General features: G+C 71.9%; 8 protein-coding genes. 5 read left to right on the top strand and 3 right to left on the bottom strand.

Going from position 1 to position 17,328, the window contains the following annotated elements; genetic code table 11:
• Nucleotides 1-27 precede the first annotated feature (27 nt).
• The gene (locus tag ACXJ1Y_RS16415; protein WP_463850140.1) at nt 28-7,638 is read left to right on the top strand and encodes an autotransporter-associated beta strand repeat-containing protein; all 7,611 of its coding nucleotides are present in this window, start codon (nt 28-30) and stop codon (nt 7,636-7,638) included.
• Between the two features lie 13 nt (nt 7,639-7,651).
• Here the strand turns inward: ACXJ1Y_RS16415 and ACXJ1Y_RS16410 are convergent, their stop codons facing one another.
• Together ACXJ1Y_RS16410 and ACXJ1Y_RS16405 are read right to left on the bottom strand one after the other, a co-directional pair.
• Nucleotides 7,652-7,954 (bottom strand): hypothetical protein, encoded by a 303-nt coding sequence (locus ACXJ1Y_RS16410; RefSeq protein ID WP_463847248.1) that lies wholly within the window; start codon nt 7,952-7,954, stop codon nt 7,652-7,654.
• Nucleotides 7,941-9,152, bottom strand: a complete 1,212-nt coding sequence (locus tag ACXJ1Y_RS16405) for an efflux RND transporter periplasmic adaptor subunit (protein WP_463847247.1) — start codon at nt 9,150-9,152, stop codon at nt 7,941-7,943. Before ACXJ1Y_RS16405 ends, ACXJ1Y_RS16410 begins: the two co-directional genes overlap by 14 nt.
• Nucleotides 9,153-9,249: 97 nt before the next feature.
• On the opposite strand from ACXJ1Y_RS16405, the gene ACXJ1Y_RS16400 reads away from it, so the two are divergent.
• The 4 genes from ACXJ1Y_RS16400 (at nt 9,250) to ACXJ1Y_RS16385 (ending at nt 16,478) form a co-directional block, all read left to right on the top strand.
• The gene (locus ACXJ1Y_RS16400; RefSeq protein WP_463847246.1) at nt 9,250-12,426 is read left to right on the top strand and encodes an efflux RND transporter permease subunit; all 3,177 of its coding nucleotides are present in this window, start codon (nt 9,250-9,252) and stop codon (nt 12,424-12,426) included.
• 85 nt (nt 12,427-12,511) lie between these two features.
• Complete coding sequence (locus ACXJ1Y_RS16395) at nt 12,512-13,543, top strand: fumarylacetoacetate hydrolase family protein (RefSeq protein WP_463847245.1); 1,032 nt, start codon at nt 12,512-12,514, stop codon at nt 13,541-13,543.
• Between the two features lie 153 nt (nt 13,544-13,696).
• Nucleotides 13,697-16,072 carry a bifunctional diguanylate cyclase/phosphodiesterase gene (locus ACXJ1Y_RS16390; RefSeq protein ID WP_463847244.1) on the top strand — a complete coding sequence of 792 codons (2,376 nt, stop codon included), beginning with the start codon at nt 13,697-13,699 and terminating at the stop codon, nt 16,070-16,072.
• A 79-nt stretch (nt 16,073-16,151) separates the two neighbouring features.
• Nucleotides 16,152-16,478 carry an NIPSNAP family protein gene (locus ACXJ1Y_RS16385; RefSeq protein ID WP_463847243.1) on the top strand — a complete coding sequence of 109 codons (327 nt, stop codon included), beginning with the start codon at nt 16,152-16,154 and terminating at the stop codon, nt 16,476-16,478.
• Between the two features lie 14 nt (nt 16,479-16,492).
• On the opposite strand, the gene ACXJ1Y_RS16380 is transcribed toward ACXJ1Y_RS16385, so the two are convergent.
• Nucleotides 16,493-17,311 (bottom strand): alpha/beta fold hydrolase, encoded by an 819-nt coding sequence (locus ACXJ1Y_RS16380; RefSeq protein WP_463847242.1) that lies wholly within the window; start codon nt 17,309-17,311, stop codon nt 16,493-16,495.
• Nucleotides 17,312-17,328 lie beyond the last annotated feature (17 nt).

Genomic DNA, 17,328 nt, shown 5'->3' with positions numbered 1-17,328 from the left:
AATGCCGCTGCGGCGGCGGCGGGGACGTTGCAGGTCCCTGCCCTCATCTTCGGCAACGGGACCGGCACCCTTAACTTCAACCATACGGGCGACGCCTACGCATTCACGCCGCAGGTGTCGGGCGGGGGGGCGATCACGCTGGTGGCGGGCAAGACGATCCTGGCCGCCGACCCATCGGGCTTCACCGGCACGACCACCATCAACGCCAGGGCGAAGCTGCAATTCGGCAACGACACCGGCACCACCGCGCCGGACCTGACCTACGCGGGCGTTCTCGCGGGCACGGGCACCTTCGAGGTGCTGGCGAACGCCGTCCGCCTGACGGGCGCTTCGTCCGCCTTCGCGGGCACGACCCGCATCGACAGCCACAGGACCCTGCAGGTCGCCACGAGCGGATCGTTCGGCGGGACCGTTCACGTCGACGGCCTGTTCCGGTATGCGGGCACCGCCGCATCCTCCCTCACCTTCGGGGGGGTGGGAGCGCTCGCGGTGGACAGCGGCCGCATCATCGCCGTGGGGGATTCCTCCGGCTTCACCGGCGCTGCGGTGGTCGCCCACGGCGCGGTCCTGCAAGTCGCCGCGACGGGCGAGACGGCCGTTTTCGGCGGTGCGATCGGCGGCGCGGGCCTGCTCGATGTCGTCGCGACCGGAACCGGCACCCTGACCGGCGACGCCTCGGGCTTCGCTGGCACGGTCACGATCGCCAGGGGGGGAACCCTGCGGATCGGCAACGGCGGCCGGAGCGGGCTGCTCGGCGGTGCCGTCACCAATGAGGGCACGCTGGCCTTCGACCGTGCCGACGCGTCGTCCTTCGCCGGCACCCTGTCCGGCTCGGGCACGATCACCACGCGCGGCGGGATCGTCGTCATGACCGGCGATTCCTCGGCCTTCGCGGGGGAAACCACCATCGACGCCGGCGCGACCCTGCGGATCGACGACGGCGGCACCGGCGGCCGGCTCGGCGGCCGGATCGCCAACAGCGGCACGCTGACCTTCGGCCGCACCGATTCCCTCACCGCCTCGAACGTGATCTCCGGCGGAGGGGGCGTCGAACTGCGCGGCGGAACGGTGACGCTGACCGGCGATTCCTCCGGCTTCACGGGGACGACCCGTCTCGCCAACGGCGCGACGCTGCAGATCGGCGATGGCGGCACGAACGGCGCCCTGGGGGGCAACATCACCGACAACGGTACCCTCGCCTACAACCGGAGCGATGCGTCCACGCTGGCCGGCGTGATCTCGGGCACGGGCACCGTCACCATCCTCGGCGGGACAGCGGCGTTGACGGGCGATTCCTCCGGCTTCGCGGGCACGACCGGTATCGCCAGCGGGGCCACGCTCCGGATCGATGCCGGCGGCGCCATGGGCGGGAGCCTCACCGACAACGGCACCCTCGCCTACAACCGCACCGATACGTTCACGCTGCCGGGCGTGATCTCCGGTTCGGGTCGCCTCTCCGTGCTCGGCGGGACGGCGGCGTTGACGGGCGATTCCTCCGGCTTCGCGGGCACGACCGGAATCGCCAATGGGGCCACGCTCCGGATCGATGCCGGCGGCGCCCTCGGCGGGAGCATCACCGACAGCGGCACCCTCGTCTACAACCGGAGCGATGCGTCCACGCTGGCCGGCGCGATCTCCGGTTCGGGGACCCTCGACGTCCTCGGCGGGACGGCGGTGCTGACGGGCGATTCCTCCGGCTTCGCGGGCACGACCCGCGTCGCCAACGGCGCGACGCTGCAACTCGGCGATGGCGGCACGAGCGGTGCCCTGGGCGGCAGCGTCGCCGTCAACGGCACCCTGGCCTCCCGCCGGAGCGACAGCGCCATCCTGTCCGCGACCCTGACGGGGGCGGGCACGTTCGACGTGAGCGGCGGCGCCGTCCTGACCGGCGACGCCTCCGGCTTCACCGGCACGACCCGCGTCGCGAACGGCGGGACGCTGCAGATCGGCAATGGCGGCGCCGCCGGCGCCCTCGGCGGCAGCGTGGTCGATCGCGGAACCCTGGCCTTCAACCGGAACGACACGTCCACCTTGCCCGTCACGCTCTCCGGCGCGGGGGCCCTCGACGTCCTCGGCGGGACGGCGGTGCTAACGGGCGATTCCTCCGGCTTCACGGGCACCACCCGCATCGCCAACGGCGCGACCGTGCAGATCGGCGACGGCGGGACGAGCGGCGCCCTCGGCGGCGGCGTCACCGCCGACGGGACGCTGGCCTACAACCGCACCGACAGGTCCACCCTCTCGGACGCGATCCTCGGTTCGGGGTCGTTCCGCGTCCTGCGCGGGACGGCGGTGCTGACGGGCGATGCCTCCCGCTTCACGGGCACGACCGGTGTCGGGCGCGGCGCGACCCTGCAGATCGGCGACGGCGGCAGGACGGGGGCGCTCGGCGGGGCGGCGGCCGTCGATGGGACCCTCGCCCTGGACCGCGCGGACACCGTCGAGGTGGGCGCGGCGATCTCGGGTAGCGGCACCCTCGCCCAGCGCGGCGCGGGCAACTCCCGGCTCACGGGGGACTCGTCCGCCTTCGCCGGCACGACCGGCATCACCGCCGGCACGCTCAGCGTGAACGGCCGGCTCGGCGGCACGGTGAGCGTCGCGAGCGGCGGCACCCTCGGCGGCGGGGGCACGCTCGGCGGCACGGTGAGCGTCGCGGACGGCATCCTCGCCCCCGGCAACAGCCCCGGCACCCTCACCATCGCGGGCGATCTCGTCCTGTCGGCGGCCTCGATCCTCAATTTCGAGCTGGGGCAGGCGGGGGTCGCGGGCGGATCGATGAACGATCTCGTCGCCGTCGGCGGCAACCTCACCCTGGCGGGCACCCTCAACGTGACCCAGGCGACGGGCGGCCTCTACGGCGCGGGCGTCTACCGCCTGTTCACCTATGGCGGGACGCTGACGAACAACGGGCTCGCCCTCGGCACCATGCCGACCGGCTCGGCGAACATCCTGCAGACGACGGTGGCGGGGCAGGTCAACCTCGTCAACACCCAGGGCATGACCTTCAGTGTCTGGGACGGCACGGCGGCCGTGAAGAACGACGGGATCGTGCAGGGCGGCGACGGCGTGTGGACCGCCGCGGCCACGCGCGGCGCGCCCAACATCGACAACTGGACCACCACCGACGGGACCCCGAACGCGGCCTTCTCCAACGGCACCTATGTCCTGTTCGAGGGCCAGCCCGGCACGGTCACGGTGGATGTCGGCGCGGGGGCGATCCGCGTCACGGGGATCCAGTTCGCCGTCGATGGCTACCGGATCGTCGGCGATCCCATCACCCTCACCCAGGCGGCGACGCCGATCCGGGTCGGCGACGGCACCGCGGCCGGCGCGGGCATGACGGCGACGATCGGCAGCGTCCTGGCCGGCAACGGCCTGCTCAAATCCGACCTCGGCACGCTGGTCCTGACGGGGGCCAACACCTACTCGGGCGGCACCACCATCACCCAGGGCACCCTGGCGCTCGCCGGCGCCGGCAGCATCGCCGCCTCCTCGGGGGTGACGGATGACGGGACCTTCGACATCGCCGGCACGAACGCGGGCGCGTCGATCAAGAGCCTCGCGGGCAGCGGCACGGTGGTGCTGGGCGACCGGACGCTCACCCTGACGGATGCGCGAGACACCTTCGCGGGCGGCATCGGCGGGACGGGGGGCGTGACCGTGACCGGCGGCACGCAGACCCTGACGGGGGCCAATCCCTACACGGGCGCCACCACCATCACCCCCGGCGCGACCCTGGCGCTGGCGGGCACCGGCGGCATCGCGGCCTCGTCCGGCGTCATCGACAACGGGACGCTCGACATCGCGGGCACGAACGCGGGGGCGTCGATCACCTCGCTGTCCGGCAGCGGCAATGTGGTGCTGGGCAACCGGACGCTCACCCTGACGAATGCGCGGGACACGTTCGCCGGCAGCCTCGCCGGGACGGGCGGTGTCACCGTCTCCGGCGGCACGGAAATCCTGACGGGGGCCAATCCCTACACGGGCGCCACCAGTATCGCCCCCGGCGCGACCCTGGCGCTGGCGGGCGGCGGCAGCATCGCGGCCTCGTCCGGCGTCACCGATAATGGGACGTTCGACATCGCGGGCACGACGACGGGCGCCTCGATCGCCTCGCTCTCCGGCGGCGGTACGGTGATGCTGGGCGACCGGACGCTCACCCTGACGAACGCGCAGGACACGTTCGCGGGCGGCATCGGCGGGACGGGCGGTGTCACCGTGTCGGGCGGTACGCAGACCCTGGCGGGAGCCAATCCCTACACGGGCGCCACGACCATCACCCCCGGCGCGACCCTGGCGCTCACCGGCCATGGCAGCATCGCGGCCTCCTCCGGCGTCACCGACGACGGCACGTTCGACATCGCGGGCACGACTACGGGTGCCTCGATCACCTCGCTGTCCGGCGGCGGCAATGTGGTGCTGGGCGACCGGACGCTCACCCTGACGAACGCGCGGGATACCTTCGCCGGCAGCCTCGGCGGGACGGGTGGCCTCACCGTCGCGGGCGGGGCGGAGATCCTGACCGGAACCAACACCTATACGGGCGCCACCACCCTCGCGCCGGGCGCGACCCTCACGCTCACCGGCAATGGCAGCATCGCGGGCTCGTCGCGCGTCATCGACAACGGGACGTTCGACATCGCCGGCACGAATGCGGGCGCCTCGGTCGGAAGCCTCGCGGGCAACGGCACCGTCGTCCTCGGCGGCCGGACTCTGACCGTGACGGCGGGGCAGGACACGTTCGGCGGCACCATCGGCGGCACGGGCGGCCTCACCGTCGCAGGCGGCACGCAGACGCTCGGCGGTACCAACACCTACACGGGGGCGACCACCCTCACGCCCGGCGCGACCCTGGCGCTCGCGGGCGATGGCAGCATCGCGTCGTCGTCGGGCGTCACCGACAACGGGACGTTCGACATCGCGGACACGAACGCGGGCGCGGCGATCACGACGCTCTCCGGCACCGGCCATGTCGTGCTGGGCGACCGGACGCTCACCCTGACGAATGCGCGGGACACCTTCGCGGGCGGCATCGGCGGCACGGGCGGTGTCACCATCGCGGGCGGGACGGAGACGCTGACGGGGGCCAACGCCTATACGGGCGCCACCACCCTCGCCCCCGGCGCGACCCTGGCGCTCACGGGGACCGGCAGCATCGCGGGCTCGTCGCGTGTCATCGACAACGGGACGCTCGACATCGCGGGGACGGCCTCGGGCGCATCGATCCGAAGCCTCGCCGGCACCGGCACGGTGGCGCTCGGCAGCCAGCCCCTCACGATCACGGCGGGGCAGGACAGCTTCGCCGGCCGCATCGACGGGACGGGCAGCCTCACCGTTGCGGGCGGCACCCAGACCCTGACCGGTGCCAACACCTATACCGGCGCGACCACCATCGCCCCCGGCGGCACCCTGGCGCTCGCGGGCACCGGCGGCGGCATCGCCTCGTCGGGCGTGGTCGACAACGGCACGTTCGACATCGCCGGCACCGCGTCGGGCGCCGCGATCACGACGCTCTCAGGAACCGGCACCGTGACGCTCGGCGCCCGGACGCTCACCCTTATGAACGCGCGGGACACGTTCGCCGGCCGCATCGACGGACCGGGCGGCCTCGCGGTGGCGGGCGGCACGCAGGTCCTGGCCGGTGCCAACACCTATGGCGGCGGCACCGCCATCGCCCCCGGCGCCACCCTGCAACTCGCGGGCAGCGGCACGGTCGGCACCGGCCCCGTGGCGAACGAGGGCGTCCTCGCGGTCAACCGGGGCGATGCGTTCACCCTCGCCAACCCCATCGCGGGGACGGGGAGCGTCGCCCAGATCGGGTCCGGCACGACCACGCTGGCAGGGGCCAACACCTATACCGGCGGCACGTCCATCCAGGCCGGCACGCTCGTCGGGTCGGCGGGGAGCTTCGGCAGCGGTGCCATCACGAACCGGGGCACGCTGGTGCTGGATCAGGGCGCGGACGCGCCCTTCGCCAACACGATCCTCGGCACCGGCAGCTTCATCAAGCGCGGCTCCGGCACCCTCGTCGTCACCGGGGATTCCGCGGCCTTCGCCGGCCCCACCACCCTCGCCGGGGGCGGATTGCGGGTGAACGGCTCGCTGGCGGGCTCCGCGATCACGGCGCTTTCGGGCACGACCCTGTCCGGGTCGGGGCTCGTGGGGGCCGTGGTGGCGCGGGCGGGCTCCACCCTCGCGCCGGACGGCCTCACGGTGAAGGGCTCCACCCTGCAGCAGGCGGGCTCGGCCTACGCGGTCTCCCTGGCGGCGGCCGGCACGATCACGGGCCGGATCACCATCGGCGGCCGGGCGGTGATCGAGAGCGGGGCCATGCTCGCCGTCACCCGCCTCGGCACGGACGCGTTCCGGCCCAACACGCGCTACACGCTGATGAACGCGGCGGGGGGCGTGACCGGCACCTTCACCCTCACGGGCGACACGATGGTCTCGGCCTTCTACGGCCTGCGCGACCATTACGGGCCGAACGAGGTCTATCTCGACGTGGAGCGGGTGAGCACCTTCGTCGATGTGGCTCACACCACCAACCAGCGCGGCGTGGCCTTGAGCCTCGAAGCCATGCCGGCCGCCTCGCCCCTGCGCGCCGCGGCCGAGCGCCTGCCCAACGCCGCCACGGCGCGGGCGACGTTCAGCGCCCTGTCCGGGAGCCTCCATGCCACGATGATGGGCCTGCAGGCGGCCGGCAGCGCCGCCTCGCGGGAGATCGTCCTCGGCCGGATGCGCGGCGACGGCAGCGCGGCCTGCCTCGATGAGCCCCGGCACGCCGAGGTCCAGCGGCGCGATTGCCCGGCGGTCTGGGTGGCGGGCCTCGAAAGCTGGGGCCGGAGCGGCGGCACCGCCGAGGCGCAGGGCGTCCGATCCGGCCTCGGCGGCGTGCTGGCGGGTCTCGATGCCTCGATCTGGACCGGCAGCCGCCTCGGCCTGTTCGCGGGCTACCAGCGCCAGACGCTCACGGGCGCGCGCGGCAGCGGCTCCGCCTCGGCCGAGGCGCCGATCCTCGGCGCCTATGGCAGCGCGGACTGGGGCCGGTTCAGCCTGCGGACGGGGATGTCCTATGCCTGGGACGATGGGAAGGCGAGCCGGTTCGTGGCCCTTCCCGGCTTCTCGGACAGGCTGAGCAGCCATTCCGGATCCGGCACGGCGCAGGCCTTCGGGGAGGTCGCCTACCGCTTCGACATGAGCGTGACGGACCGCTTCACGGCCGCGCTGGAACCGCTGGCCGGGCTGGCGGGGGTGCGCGTGGCCTCCGACGGCTTCGCCGAGCAGGGTGGCCTCGCCGCCCTGGCGGTGGACCGGAGCGAGATGGACACCGGCTTCGCGACGCTGGGCCTGCGCGGGCGGTTCGGCTTCGATGTCGGCGGCGTCGCGGTGGAGACCACCGGCACCCTCGGCTGGCGCCACGCCTTCGGCGACGTGGTCCCGGTGCGGACGATGCGCTTTGCCGGAACCGGCCTCTTCCCGGTCCTGGGCGTGCCCCTCGACGAGGACAGCCTCGTCGGCGATCTCGGGATCGGGGCGCAGGTCACGCAGGGCGTCAACCTGTCGATGTCCTATACCGGCGAGGTCGGCGAGCGGGCGCACCGGCAGGGAGTGCGCGGCGCCTTCAACCTCGCCTTCTGAGGCGCGGCGAGGCTCACCGCAGGCCGAGCTGGGCCTTGTCGGTGAGCCGGCCGTTGCGGAAGGTCAGGGTCAGGTTCGCGCCATAGGTGCCGTGCCCGGCCCAACTGTAGGTCGCCCGGTGGATGTCGCCGATGGTGAGGTGGGAGATGCGGCGCCCCGTGCAGCCGAGATGCTCCGTCACCCGGTGGAGGGTCATCCCCTTGTGGAGGGCGGCGTAATGCGCCCGGTCCACCCGGCACCCCTTCGCGGCGGCGGGGAGGGGGGCGGCCAGTGCCCCTGCGACCAGGGCGAGGCGGAGGGCGTCACTGCGAGTCACGGCGCGCGCTCCCGGTTTCGTCGGCCTTCATGCCCTGGTTCTCGTCCTGCGGGGCGCGCACTTCGACCTTCAGGTCCTGGCGCATGTCCTGAAGGTGGTCGGTCACGATCCGCTCGCCCTCCTTGAGGCCGGCGATGATCGCGGTGTTGTCCCCGAAGCTGTCGCCCGTCGTCACCGGCTTCTGGCGCACGACGCCCTGGTCATCGACCACGTAGACGATCTGCTGCGCGAGGCGGGCCGAGAGCGCGATGGTGGGCACGAGGAGCTTGTCCTCCGTGCCGAGGGTCACGCGGGCGCGGACGAACTGTCCGGGGAGGAAGCGCTCGTCCTCGTTGGGGAGCAGGGCGCGCACGAGGCGGCGGGCGGTGCGGGGGTCGAAGCGGTTGTCGAGCTGGTAGACCTTCGCCTTGCGGATCGGCTTGCCGGACTCGTCCAGCACCTCGACGAAGACGGGGGCCTTCTGCATCGCCTCGCGCAGGGCCTCCGAATCCTCCGAGGAGAGGGCCATCTGCACGTCGATCGGGTCGAGCTGCACCACGGTGACGAGCTGCGTCTGGTTCTCGATGACGAGGTCGCCGGGGTTGACGATCGAGAGGCTGGCCCGCCCGTCGAAGGGGGCGTTCACCTCGGCGTAGTCGAGGTTGAGGTTCTGGCGGGCGATGGAGGCCTCGGCGCCCTGCACCTGCGCGGCGGCGGAGGCCGCGTTCGATTGCAATTGCTGCAGGCGCTGCTCGGAGGCGTAGCCCTTGTCCGCGAGGGAATCGGTGCGGTCCACCTCGGCCTGGGCGAATTGCAGCTGCGCCTTGGCCTGCGCCTCCTGGGCCTTGGCCTGGGCGAGGGCGACCTCGAAGGGGCGCTTGTCGATGCGGAAGAGCAATTGCCCCTTCTTCACATGGCTGCCGGGCTCGAACGGGCGCGCGGTCACGTCGCCCGTCACCCGCGCCTGGAGGGCGGCGTCCTGCTGCGAGATGATCGTGCCCGTGTAGACGAAGCTGATCGGCACCGATTGCCGGTGCGCCGGCACCGCCGTCACGGTGAGCGTGGGCTCGGCCTCTTCGGTCTTGGCCGGCGCCTTCCCCCCCGGCAGCATCGCCAGGATCGCGGAGGGCGAGGGCTTGCCCGCCGCGTACCAGCCGCCGCCCGCCAGGGCGAGGGCAAGCCCGCCGCCCACCAGCCCAACCTTCACGCCCCTGCGCACGCCGCTGACCCCCCGCGTCGAACAGGACGGGGAACACGCCAAACCGGATCGCGTTGCATGCCCGGTTTTCGCGGCCATCCCGTATTGGCGAGGTTCGATGTTCGCCCGCTTTGTCGATCGCCCTATCCTGGCGGGCGTGATCTCGGTGCTGATCACCCTGATCGGCGCCGTGGCGGGCCTGACCCTGCCCATCGCGCAGTTCCCGGAGATCGCGCCGCCGATCATCAATATCCAGGCGACCTATCCCGGCGCCAGCGCGCAGCAGGCCTACGACGCGGTGACGACGCCGCTGGAACAGGAGATCAACGGCGCGCAGCACCTGCTCTACATCGCCTCGACCAGCAACACGGACGGCAGCGTCAACCTCGATGCCACGTTCGAGATCGGTTCGGATCTCGACGCCGCCGCCGCCGAGGTGCTGACCCGCGCCAACCGGGCGGAGGCGCGGCTGCCGGCTTCGGTGCGCTCGCAAGGGTTGGAGATCCAGAAGAGCACCCGCCAGCAGCTCGGCAACATCGTGCTCTATGCCGAGCCGGGCTCGCCCTACGACGAATTGTTCCTGGCGAACTGGGCCGAGACGCAGGTCATCAAGCCGCTGCGCCGGGTGGACGGCATGGGCCGCATCCAGAACTTCTCGCAGAAGCGCTACGCCATGCGGCTGTGGCTCGACCCCGTGAAGATGGAGGCGCTGGCCCTCAGCCCCGACGCGGTGATCCGGGCGGTGAGCCAGCAGAACGAGCAGATCACCACCGGCTCCCTCGGCAAGCCGCCGACGGACGGCAAGCCGACGCCGTTCGAGTTGCAGGTGGTGACGCAGGGGCGCCTCAGCCAGCCGCAGGAATTCGCCAACATCCTCCTGCGCGCCAACCCGGACGGCTCGGTGGTGCGGGTGCGCGACGTGGCGCGGGTGGAGCTGGGCTCGGAGCAATACGGCGTACGCTCCAGCTTCGATGGGAAACCCTCCGCGACGCTGGGCCTCTACCAGACCCCCGGCGCCAACGCCGTCCACGTCATGGACGGGGTGAAGGCGACGATGGAGGAACTGGCCCGGCGCTTTCCCCCGGGGCTGAAATACAAGATCGCCCTCGACCGCACGGAGTTCGTCCGCGAGGCGATCACCGAGGTGGTGCACACCCTGTTCGAGGCGCTGATCCTCGTGGTCGTCGTCACCTACCTCTTCCTGCAGAACTGGCGGGCGACGCTCATCCCCTCCATCGCGGTGCCGGTGGCGCTGGTGGGCACGTTCGGGCCGATGGCCCTGCTCGGCTTCTCGTTCAACACCCTGAGCCTGCTCGGCATGGTGCTGGCGGTGGGGCTCGTGGTCGATGACGCGATCATCGTGGTGGAGAACACCGAGCGGCTGATGGACGAGGGGATGGAGCCCCGCCCGGCGGCCCGCGAGGCGGTGAACGAGGTGGCGGGCCCGGTCATCGCGACGACCCTGGTCCTCGCCGCCCTGTTCGTGCCGGTGGCCTTCATCCCCGGCCTCACGGGACAGCTCTACAACCAGTTCGCGCTCACCATCGCCATCTCGGTGATGATCTCGGCGGTGGTCTCCCTCACCCTCACGCCCGCCCTGTGCGGGATGATCCTGAAGCACCGGCCGGAGGGGGCACAGGCGCGCCAGAGCCGCTGGAAGGCGCCGCTGCGCTGGTTCAACCGGGCGCTGGAGAAGGCGGCGAACGGGCTGACGACGATGATCGGCGCGCTCAGCCGCCACGTCGTCCTCGTCGGGCTCGCCTTCGCGGCCTTCGCGGCGGTGACGGTGCTGCTGGTGATGCAGCGCCCCACCGGCTTCGTGCCGAACGAGGACCAGGGCTATTTCTTCGCCGACGTCGCCCTGCCGAAGGGCGCCTCGGTGGCGCGCACCGACAAGATGGTGGAGCGCCTGGGCAAGTCCCTGCGGGAGATCCCGGAGGTCGAGCACGGGATCGGCGTGGTCGGGCGCAGCATCCTCGCGGATGCGGTGGCGCCGTTCTACGGCTTCCAGATCCCGATCCTGAAGCCCTGGGGCCAGCGCACGGCCACCGCCGACGACGTCATCGCCCGCGTGCAGAAGGAGTTCCGGCACGATCCGGACGGCAAGGTGCGGGTGGTCAACCCCTCGCCGCTTCCCGGTCTCGGCACCCGCAGCGGCCTGACCCTGGAGATCCAGGATCGCAGCGGCGAGGGCGGGATCAAGCTCGCGGAGGCGGCGCAAAAGTTCATCGACGAGATGAGCAAGAGCCCGAATATCGGCCAGGCGCTGCCGACCACGAGCTACGGCGTGCCGCAGATCCGGCTGGAGATCGACCGGGCGAAGGCCGAGCAGCTCGGCGTGCCGCTCCAGAACCTGTTCGACGCCCTCGGCACCTATGTCGGGTCGAGCTTCGTGAACCTCTTCAACCGGTTCGGCTTCGTCTATCAGGTCTACGTGCAGAGCGAGGCCTCGGGCCGGCGCACGATCCAGGACCTGGAGGCCTTGCCGGTCCTCAACGGGCGCGGCGAGCCGGTGCGGATCGGCTCCCTGGTGCGGGCGGAGTTCACCACCGGGCCGACGGCGGTCCTGTCCTACAACACCTATCCGGCCATCGAGGTCGCCATCGAGGTGGCCTCCACCGCGAGTTCCGGCACGGTGCTGAAGGAGGTCGAGGCGCTGGCCAAGAGCAAGCTCCCCTCGGACTACGCCGTGGAATGGACCGACGTCGCCTATCAGGAGAAGGTCGCCGGCGGCTACGCGCCGCTGATCTTCGGCCTCGGCGTGCTGATGATCTTCCTGCTGCTGGCCGGGCAGTACGAATCCCTGCGCCTGCCCTTCGTGATCCTGCTCGCGACGCCCATCGCGATCTTCGGCGCGGTGGGCTCGCTCGCCCTGCGCGGGCTCGAACTCGACATCTTCGGGCAGATCGGCCTGTTGCTCCTCGTGGGGCTCGCGGCGAAGAACTCGATCCTGCTCGTCTCCTTCGCGGAGGATCTGCGGCGCCAGGGCGAGGACGCCCTCAAGGCGGCGCAGGATGCGGCGCGGCTGCGGATGCGCCCCATCCTGATGACCTCCTTCGCCTTCATCACCGGCTCGATCCCGCTGGCCATCGCCTCGGGGGCGGGCGCCAACGCCCGCGTCTCCATGGGCACGGTGGTCATCGGCGGCCTCGTGGTGGCGACCTTCATCACCCTGTTCGTGACGCCAACCTTCTACGTCGCCTTCGAGCGCCTGCTCGGCAGCCGGGACAGGGCGAAGGACGAGCCCGGAAAGCCGGCAGAGAAGGCGCGGGAGGCCGAGCCGGCGCCGACGTGAAACAGCGCATTGCATTTTGAATGCGCGAGGCCGAAGCTTCTCCGGTACCGCCCCAACGAAGGGTGGGCCGGAGGAGACGGTTTCCATGAGCACACGGCGCGACTTCCTACACCTGACGGCGGCGGCCACCGCCGTCGGCGCCCTGGCGGCACCGGCCAGGGCCCAGAGCCCGGCCAGCGGGCCGGGGCACCCGATCCCTCCGAGCGGCGGTGACATGCTCCGCCTCGTCACCTTCATCCCCGAGACGGGCAAGGCCCCGCGCCTCGGCGCCGTGAAGGGCGACGGGCGCGTGATCGACCTCTCGCAGGTCGCCGTGCCGGGGCTCGACACGACGCGGATGGTCTCGCTGATCGAGGCGGGCCCGAAGGCCCTCGACGTGGTGCGCCGCGCCGCCGCCTCCGGCGACGGGCCGAAGGTCGAGACGGTGCGGCTGCTGGCGCCGATCCCGGCCCCGACGCGCAACGTCTACGCCGTGGGCTGGAATTACCTCGAACACTTCGCTGAAGGTCAGGCGACCAGCCTCGCCAAGACCGAATACCCGGCCCATCCCGTGTTCTTCACCAAGGGCGTGAACACGGTGAACGGCCCCTACGACCCGATCCCCTACGATCCCGAGGTCTCGACGCAGATCGACTGGGAGGCGGAACTCGCGATCATCGTCGGCACGGGCGGAAGCAACATCAAGGAAGCCGACGCCCTGAACCATGTCTTCGGCTACAGCGTCCTGAACGACACCACCGCCCGCGACATGCAGCGCACCCTGCACGGCGGCCAGTGGTTCAAGGGCAAGAGCCTCGACGGCCACGGGCCGATCGGACCCTGGATCGTCCCGGCCTCGGACATCGACCCCACGGACCTGCGCCTGCTCCTGCGCGTCAACGGCGTGGTGAAGCAGGACGCCTCGACCAAGCAGATGTACTTCAAGGTCGCGCGGATCGTCTCGGAACTGTCGCGCGGCCTCACCCTGGTGCCCGGCGACATCATCGCCACCGGCACGCCCCCCGGCGTCGGCTTCGCCCGCAAGCCGCCGGAATTCCTGAAGCCCGGCGACGTCATGGAGACCGAGATCGTCGGCCTCGGCACCCTGCGCAACGTGATCCAACAGGTCCATTCCTGAGCGCAGGCTATAGCCCGAGCCGAATGTGGCATCGCGACAAAACGCGCCACGTTTTTTCTTTCGATCGCGGCGGCCGCCGAGTCGAACGTAAAAGGAAGTTAAGGTCAGGCAGGTAACGTAAGGGGCAACGACAAATCTACCTTCGGCTGCCTGATGCTCACCGTGTTGGGATGTTTCTTCGGCGAGCACGACCTCTGGTTGGTCGGGCTCGCCGCTCTCATCTGCACGCTGGCCTCGGCCGCCTGCGTCGCCCTGCTCCACCATGCCCGGCGGAGCCAGAGCCCCTGGCAGGGGGTGTGGATCGCCGTCGCGGCGGTGGCGGGCGGCTCGGGAATCTGGGCGACCCACTTCATCGCCATGCTCGCCTTCGAGCCGAGCCTGCCGACGGGCTACGCGACCCGGCTGACGATCCTCTCCCTCGGTTACGCCATCGCCCTCACCGGGGCCGGGCTGGCGGTGGCGCTGTCCCGGCGGCTGCCGGCGGCGCCGGTGCTGGGCGGCTTGGTCCTCGGCGGCGGCATCGCGGCGATGCACTACACCGGCATGGCGGCCTTCGAGGTGCCGGGCCACCTCCGGTGGGACCGCACCCTCGTCGCCGTCTCGCTGATCCTCGGCGGGGTGCTCGGCGCGGCCGCCCTTCAGGTCGGGTTGCGGCGCGAGGGGCCGACCGGGCAGGTCGTCGGCGCGCTCCTGCTCCTGGCGGCGATCTGCAGCCACCATTTCACCGCCATGGGCGCGATCACCATCGTGCCCGACCCCTCGGTCGCCATCACCGACAGCGCCCTGCCGGCCCGCTGGCTCGGCGTCGGCGTGGCGCTGGCGAGCGTCGCGATCCTCCTGATGGCGGGCGCGGCGCTGCTGCTCGACCTGCGCGAGCGCCGGCAGGCGATCCTGGCGCGGGAGCGGCTGAACAGCCTCGCCAACGCCGCCGTCGAGGGGCTTCTGGTCTGCCGGGGCACGACCATCGTGAACGGCAACGACAGTTTCGGCGCCCTCGTCGGCCTGCCCGCCTCGGATCTCGGCGGCGTGCCGCTGGCGCGCTTCCTGCCGGAGGCCGGGGCGCAGATCGCCCTCGGCGGGCAGCCGGACCAGCCCATCGAGGCCGAGTTGAGCGGGGCCGGGGGCGAGACGATCCCCGTGGAACTCATCGTCCGCCCCGTCACCTACGGCAACGAGCCCCATTTCGCCGTCGCGGTGCGCGACCTGCGTGCCCGGCGCAAGGCCGAGGGGCAGATCCAGTTCCTTGCCCACCACGATGCGCTCACCGGCCTCGCCAACCGGGCGAGCTTCAACCTGCGGCTGGACCGGGAGATGAAGCTCGCGGCGGCGACCGGCGGCAAGCTCGCGGTGCTGTGCCTCGACCTCGACCGCTTCAAGGAGGTCAACGACCTGTTCGGCCACGCGGCCGGCGATGCGCTCCTCGTCACCGTGGCCCGCACGATCACCGGGCTCCTCGGCGAGAACCAATTGATGGCCCGCCTCGGCGGCGACGAGTTCGCGATCCTCATGCCCTGCGACCACGCCGTGGCGGCGGGCCGCCTCGCGGAGGCGGTGCTCGATGCCCTGCGCGCCGAGAACCGCGACATGGTCGGGCCGTCCGCCGGCACCAGCCTCGGCATCGCGATCTACCCGGACAACGCCGACGAGCGTGCGCTGCTCTTGAGCTACGCCGACACCGCCCTCTACCGGGCGAAATCGGAGGGGCGGGACACCTACCGCTTCTTCGAGGCGACGATGGGCGCGCAGGTGCGCGACCGGCGGCACCTCGAACACGACATGCGCCACGCCGTGGCGCGGGACGAGATGCACCTCGTCTACCAGCCGCAGAGCGACGTCGCCTCGGGCCGGGTGATCGGGTTCGAGGTGCTGCTGCGCTGGCAGCATCCCGTGCGCGGGTCGGTCTCGCCCGCGGTCTTCATCCCCATCGCGGAGGAGAGCGGCCTGATCCTGCCCATCGGCGAATGGGTGCTGCGCGAGGCGTGCCGCGAGGCGGCGGGCTGGACCAGCCCGCTCACCGTGGCGGTGAACGTGTCGGGGGTGCAGATCCACGCGCCGAACCTCGTGCCCCTGGTGGAGGAGGTCCTGCGCGAGACCGGCCTCGCCCCCGAGCGCCTGGAGATCGAGGTGACGGAGACGGCCCTGATCCGCGAGCCCGCCCGCGCCCAGCTCACGCTGCGCCAGTTGAAGGCCCTCGGCGTGCGCATCGCCATGGACGATTTCGGCACCGGCTACTCGTCGCTCTCGAACCTGCGCGCCTACCCGTTCGACAAGATCAAGATCGACGGCTCGTTCATCCGCACCGTGGATTCGAACGAGCAGACGGCGGCCATCGTCCGCTCGGTGCTCGGCCTCGGCCGGGGCCTCGGGATGCCGGTCCTCGCGGAGGGCGTCGAGACGGTGGAGGAGCTGAACTTCCTCATGGGCGAGAATTGCTCGGCGGTGCAGGGCTTCCTGATGGGCCGCCCCAGCCGGATCGCGACCTTCGCCCACCTCACCCATCCGCCGCAGGACAGCACCCTCGCCGCGTGAGGGGCTTCGGGAAATTGACGCGGGCGCGGCCGGCGCCTACGCCCGGAATCGCCCCGCCTCCCTCGCGAAGGACCGAGCGATGATCGTCGAAATGCGCGTCTATTACTGCGCCCCGACCCGGCTTCCCGCCCTCCTCGACCGGTTCCGCACCATCACGATGGGCTTCTTCGAAAAGTACGACATCGAGCAGGCCGGCTTCTTCACGACCCTCGTCGGGCCGGACAACCACGCCCTGACCTACTTCCTCAAGTGGGACAGCCTCGCCGAGCGCGAGCGGAAGTGGAACGCCTTCCAGGCCGATCCCGAATGGATCGCCAAGCGCGCCGAGACCGAGAAGGACAAGCCCATCGTGGCGCGGATCGAGAACACCTTCCTCTCGCCCACGGACTTCTCGGCCCTGCGCTGAGGCGGGCCCCACGATCAGAGGGCTTCCGCCTCCGCCACCACCCGGTCCTGGTGGAAATGGTGGAGCATGTGCCCGGTGCCGCGCAGCCACGCGAAGCGGGCGCCGGGGATCATCGCGGCGGCGAGCGCACCGTGGAGGGCGTTGTTGACGACGATGTCCGCCGCCCCGCCGAGGATGCGCACCGGCACCCGGCAGGTCGGGTAGGCGGCGGCCGCCCGCGCCAGGGCCGGCCACACGCTCATCGCATCCTCGCCCTCGGCGATCATCCGGGCCGGGCCGCTGGCGTGGAGCCAGGGGAAGCGCGCGGCGAAATCCGGCGGCACCGCCTGCGGCAGGAAGATCGCCCGCCACAGGAGCGGCAGTATCGCCCGGTCGAGGCTCCCGGCCAGCATCGTCGCGAGGCCGTCGCCGAGGCCCGGCACGGCGCGCGGGCCGAACAGGGCCTGTTCCAGGCGCGGCTCCGGGAAGCACAGGGGCGCCAGGGCCACCACGCCCCGCACCGCGTCGGGATGCGACAGGGCGAGGCAGAGCGCCACCGTCGCCCCGAAGGAATGGCCGACCACCACCGGCCGCTGCAGGCCGAGCCGGTCCATGGCCTCGCGGATCGCCGCCGCCTGCCGCCAGGGCGAGGCGTCCACGAGCCGCCGCCGGACGCTGAGCCCGTGGCCCGGCCGGTCCACGGCCACCACCCGGTGCCGGCCCGCGAGGCGGGGCGCGAGGGGCAGCCACATGTCCTCCAGAGCCATGAGCGTGCCGTGGATCAGCACCACGTCGCAGCCCTCGCCCCCGCCCGCCTCCGCGCAGGCGATGCTGCCCCCGTCCGCCAGGGGCACGAGGGTCCGCGCGACGT

This window comes from Methylobacterium sp. TK26, assembly GCF_055361565.1.
This window is presented reverse-complemented; position numbering and strand designations above follow the sequence as displayed.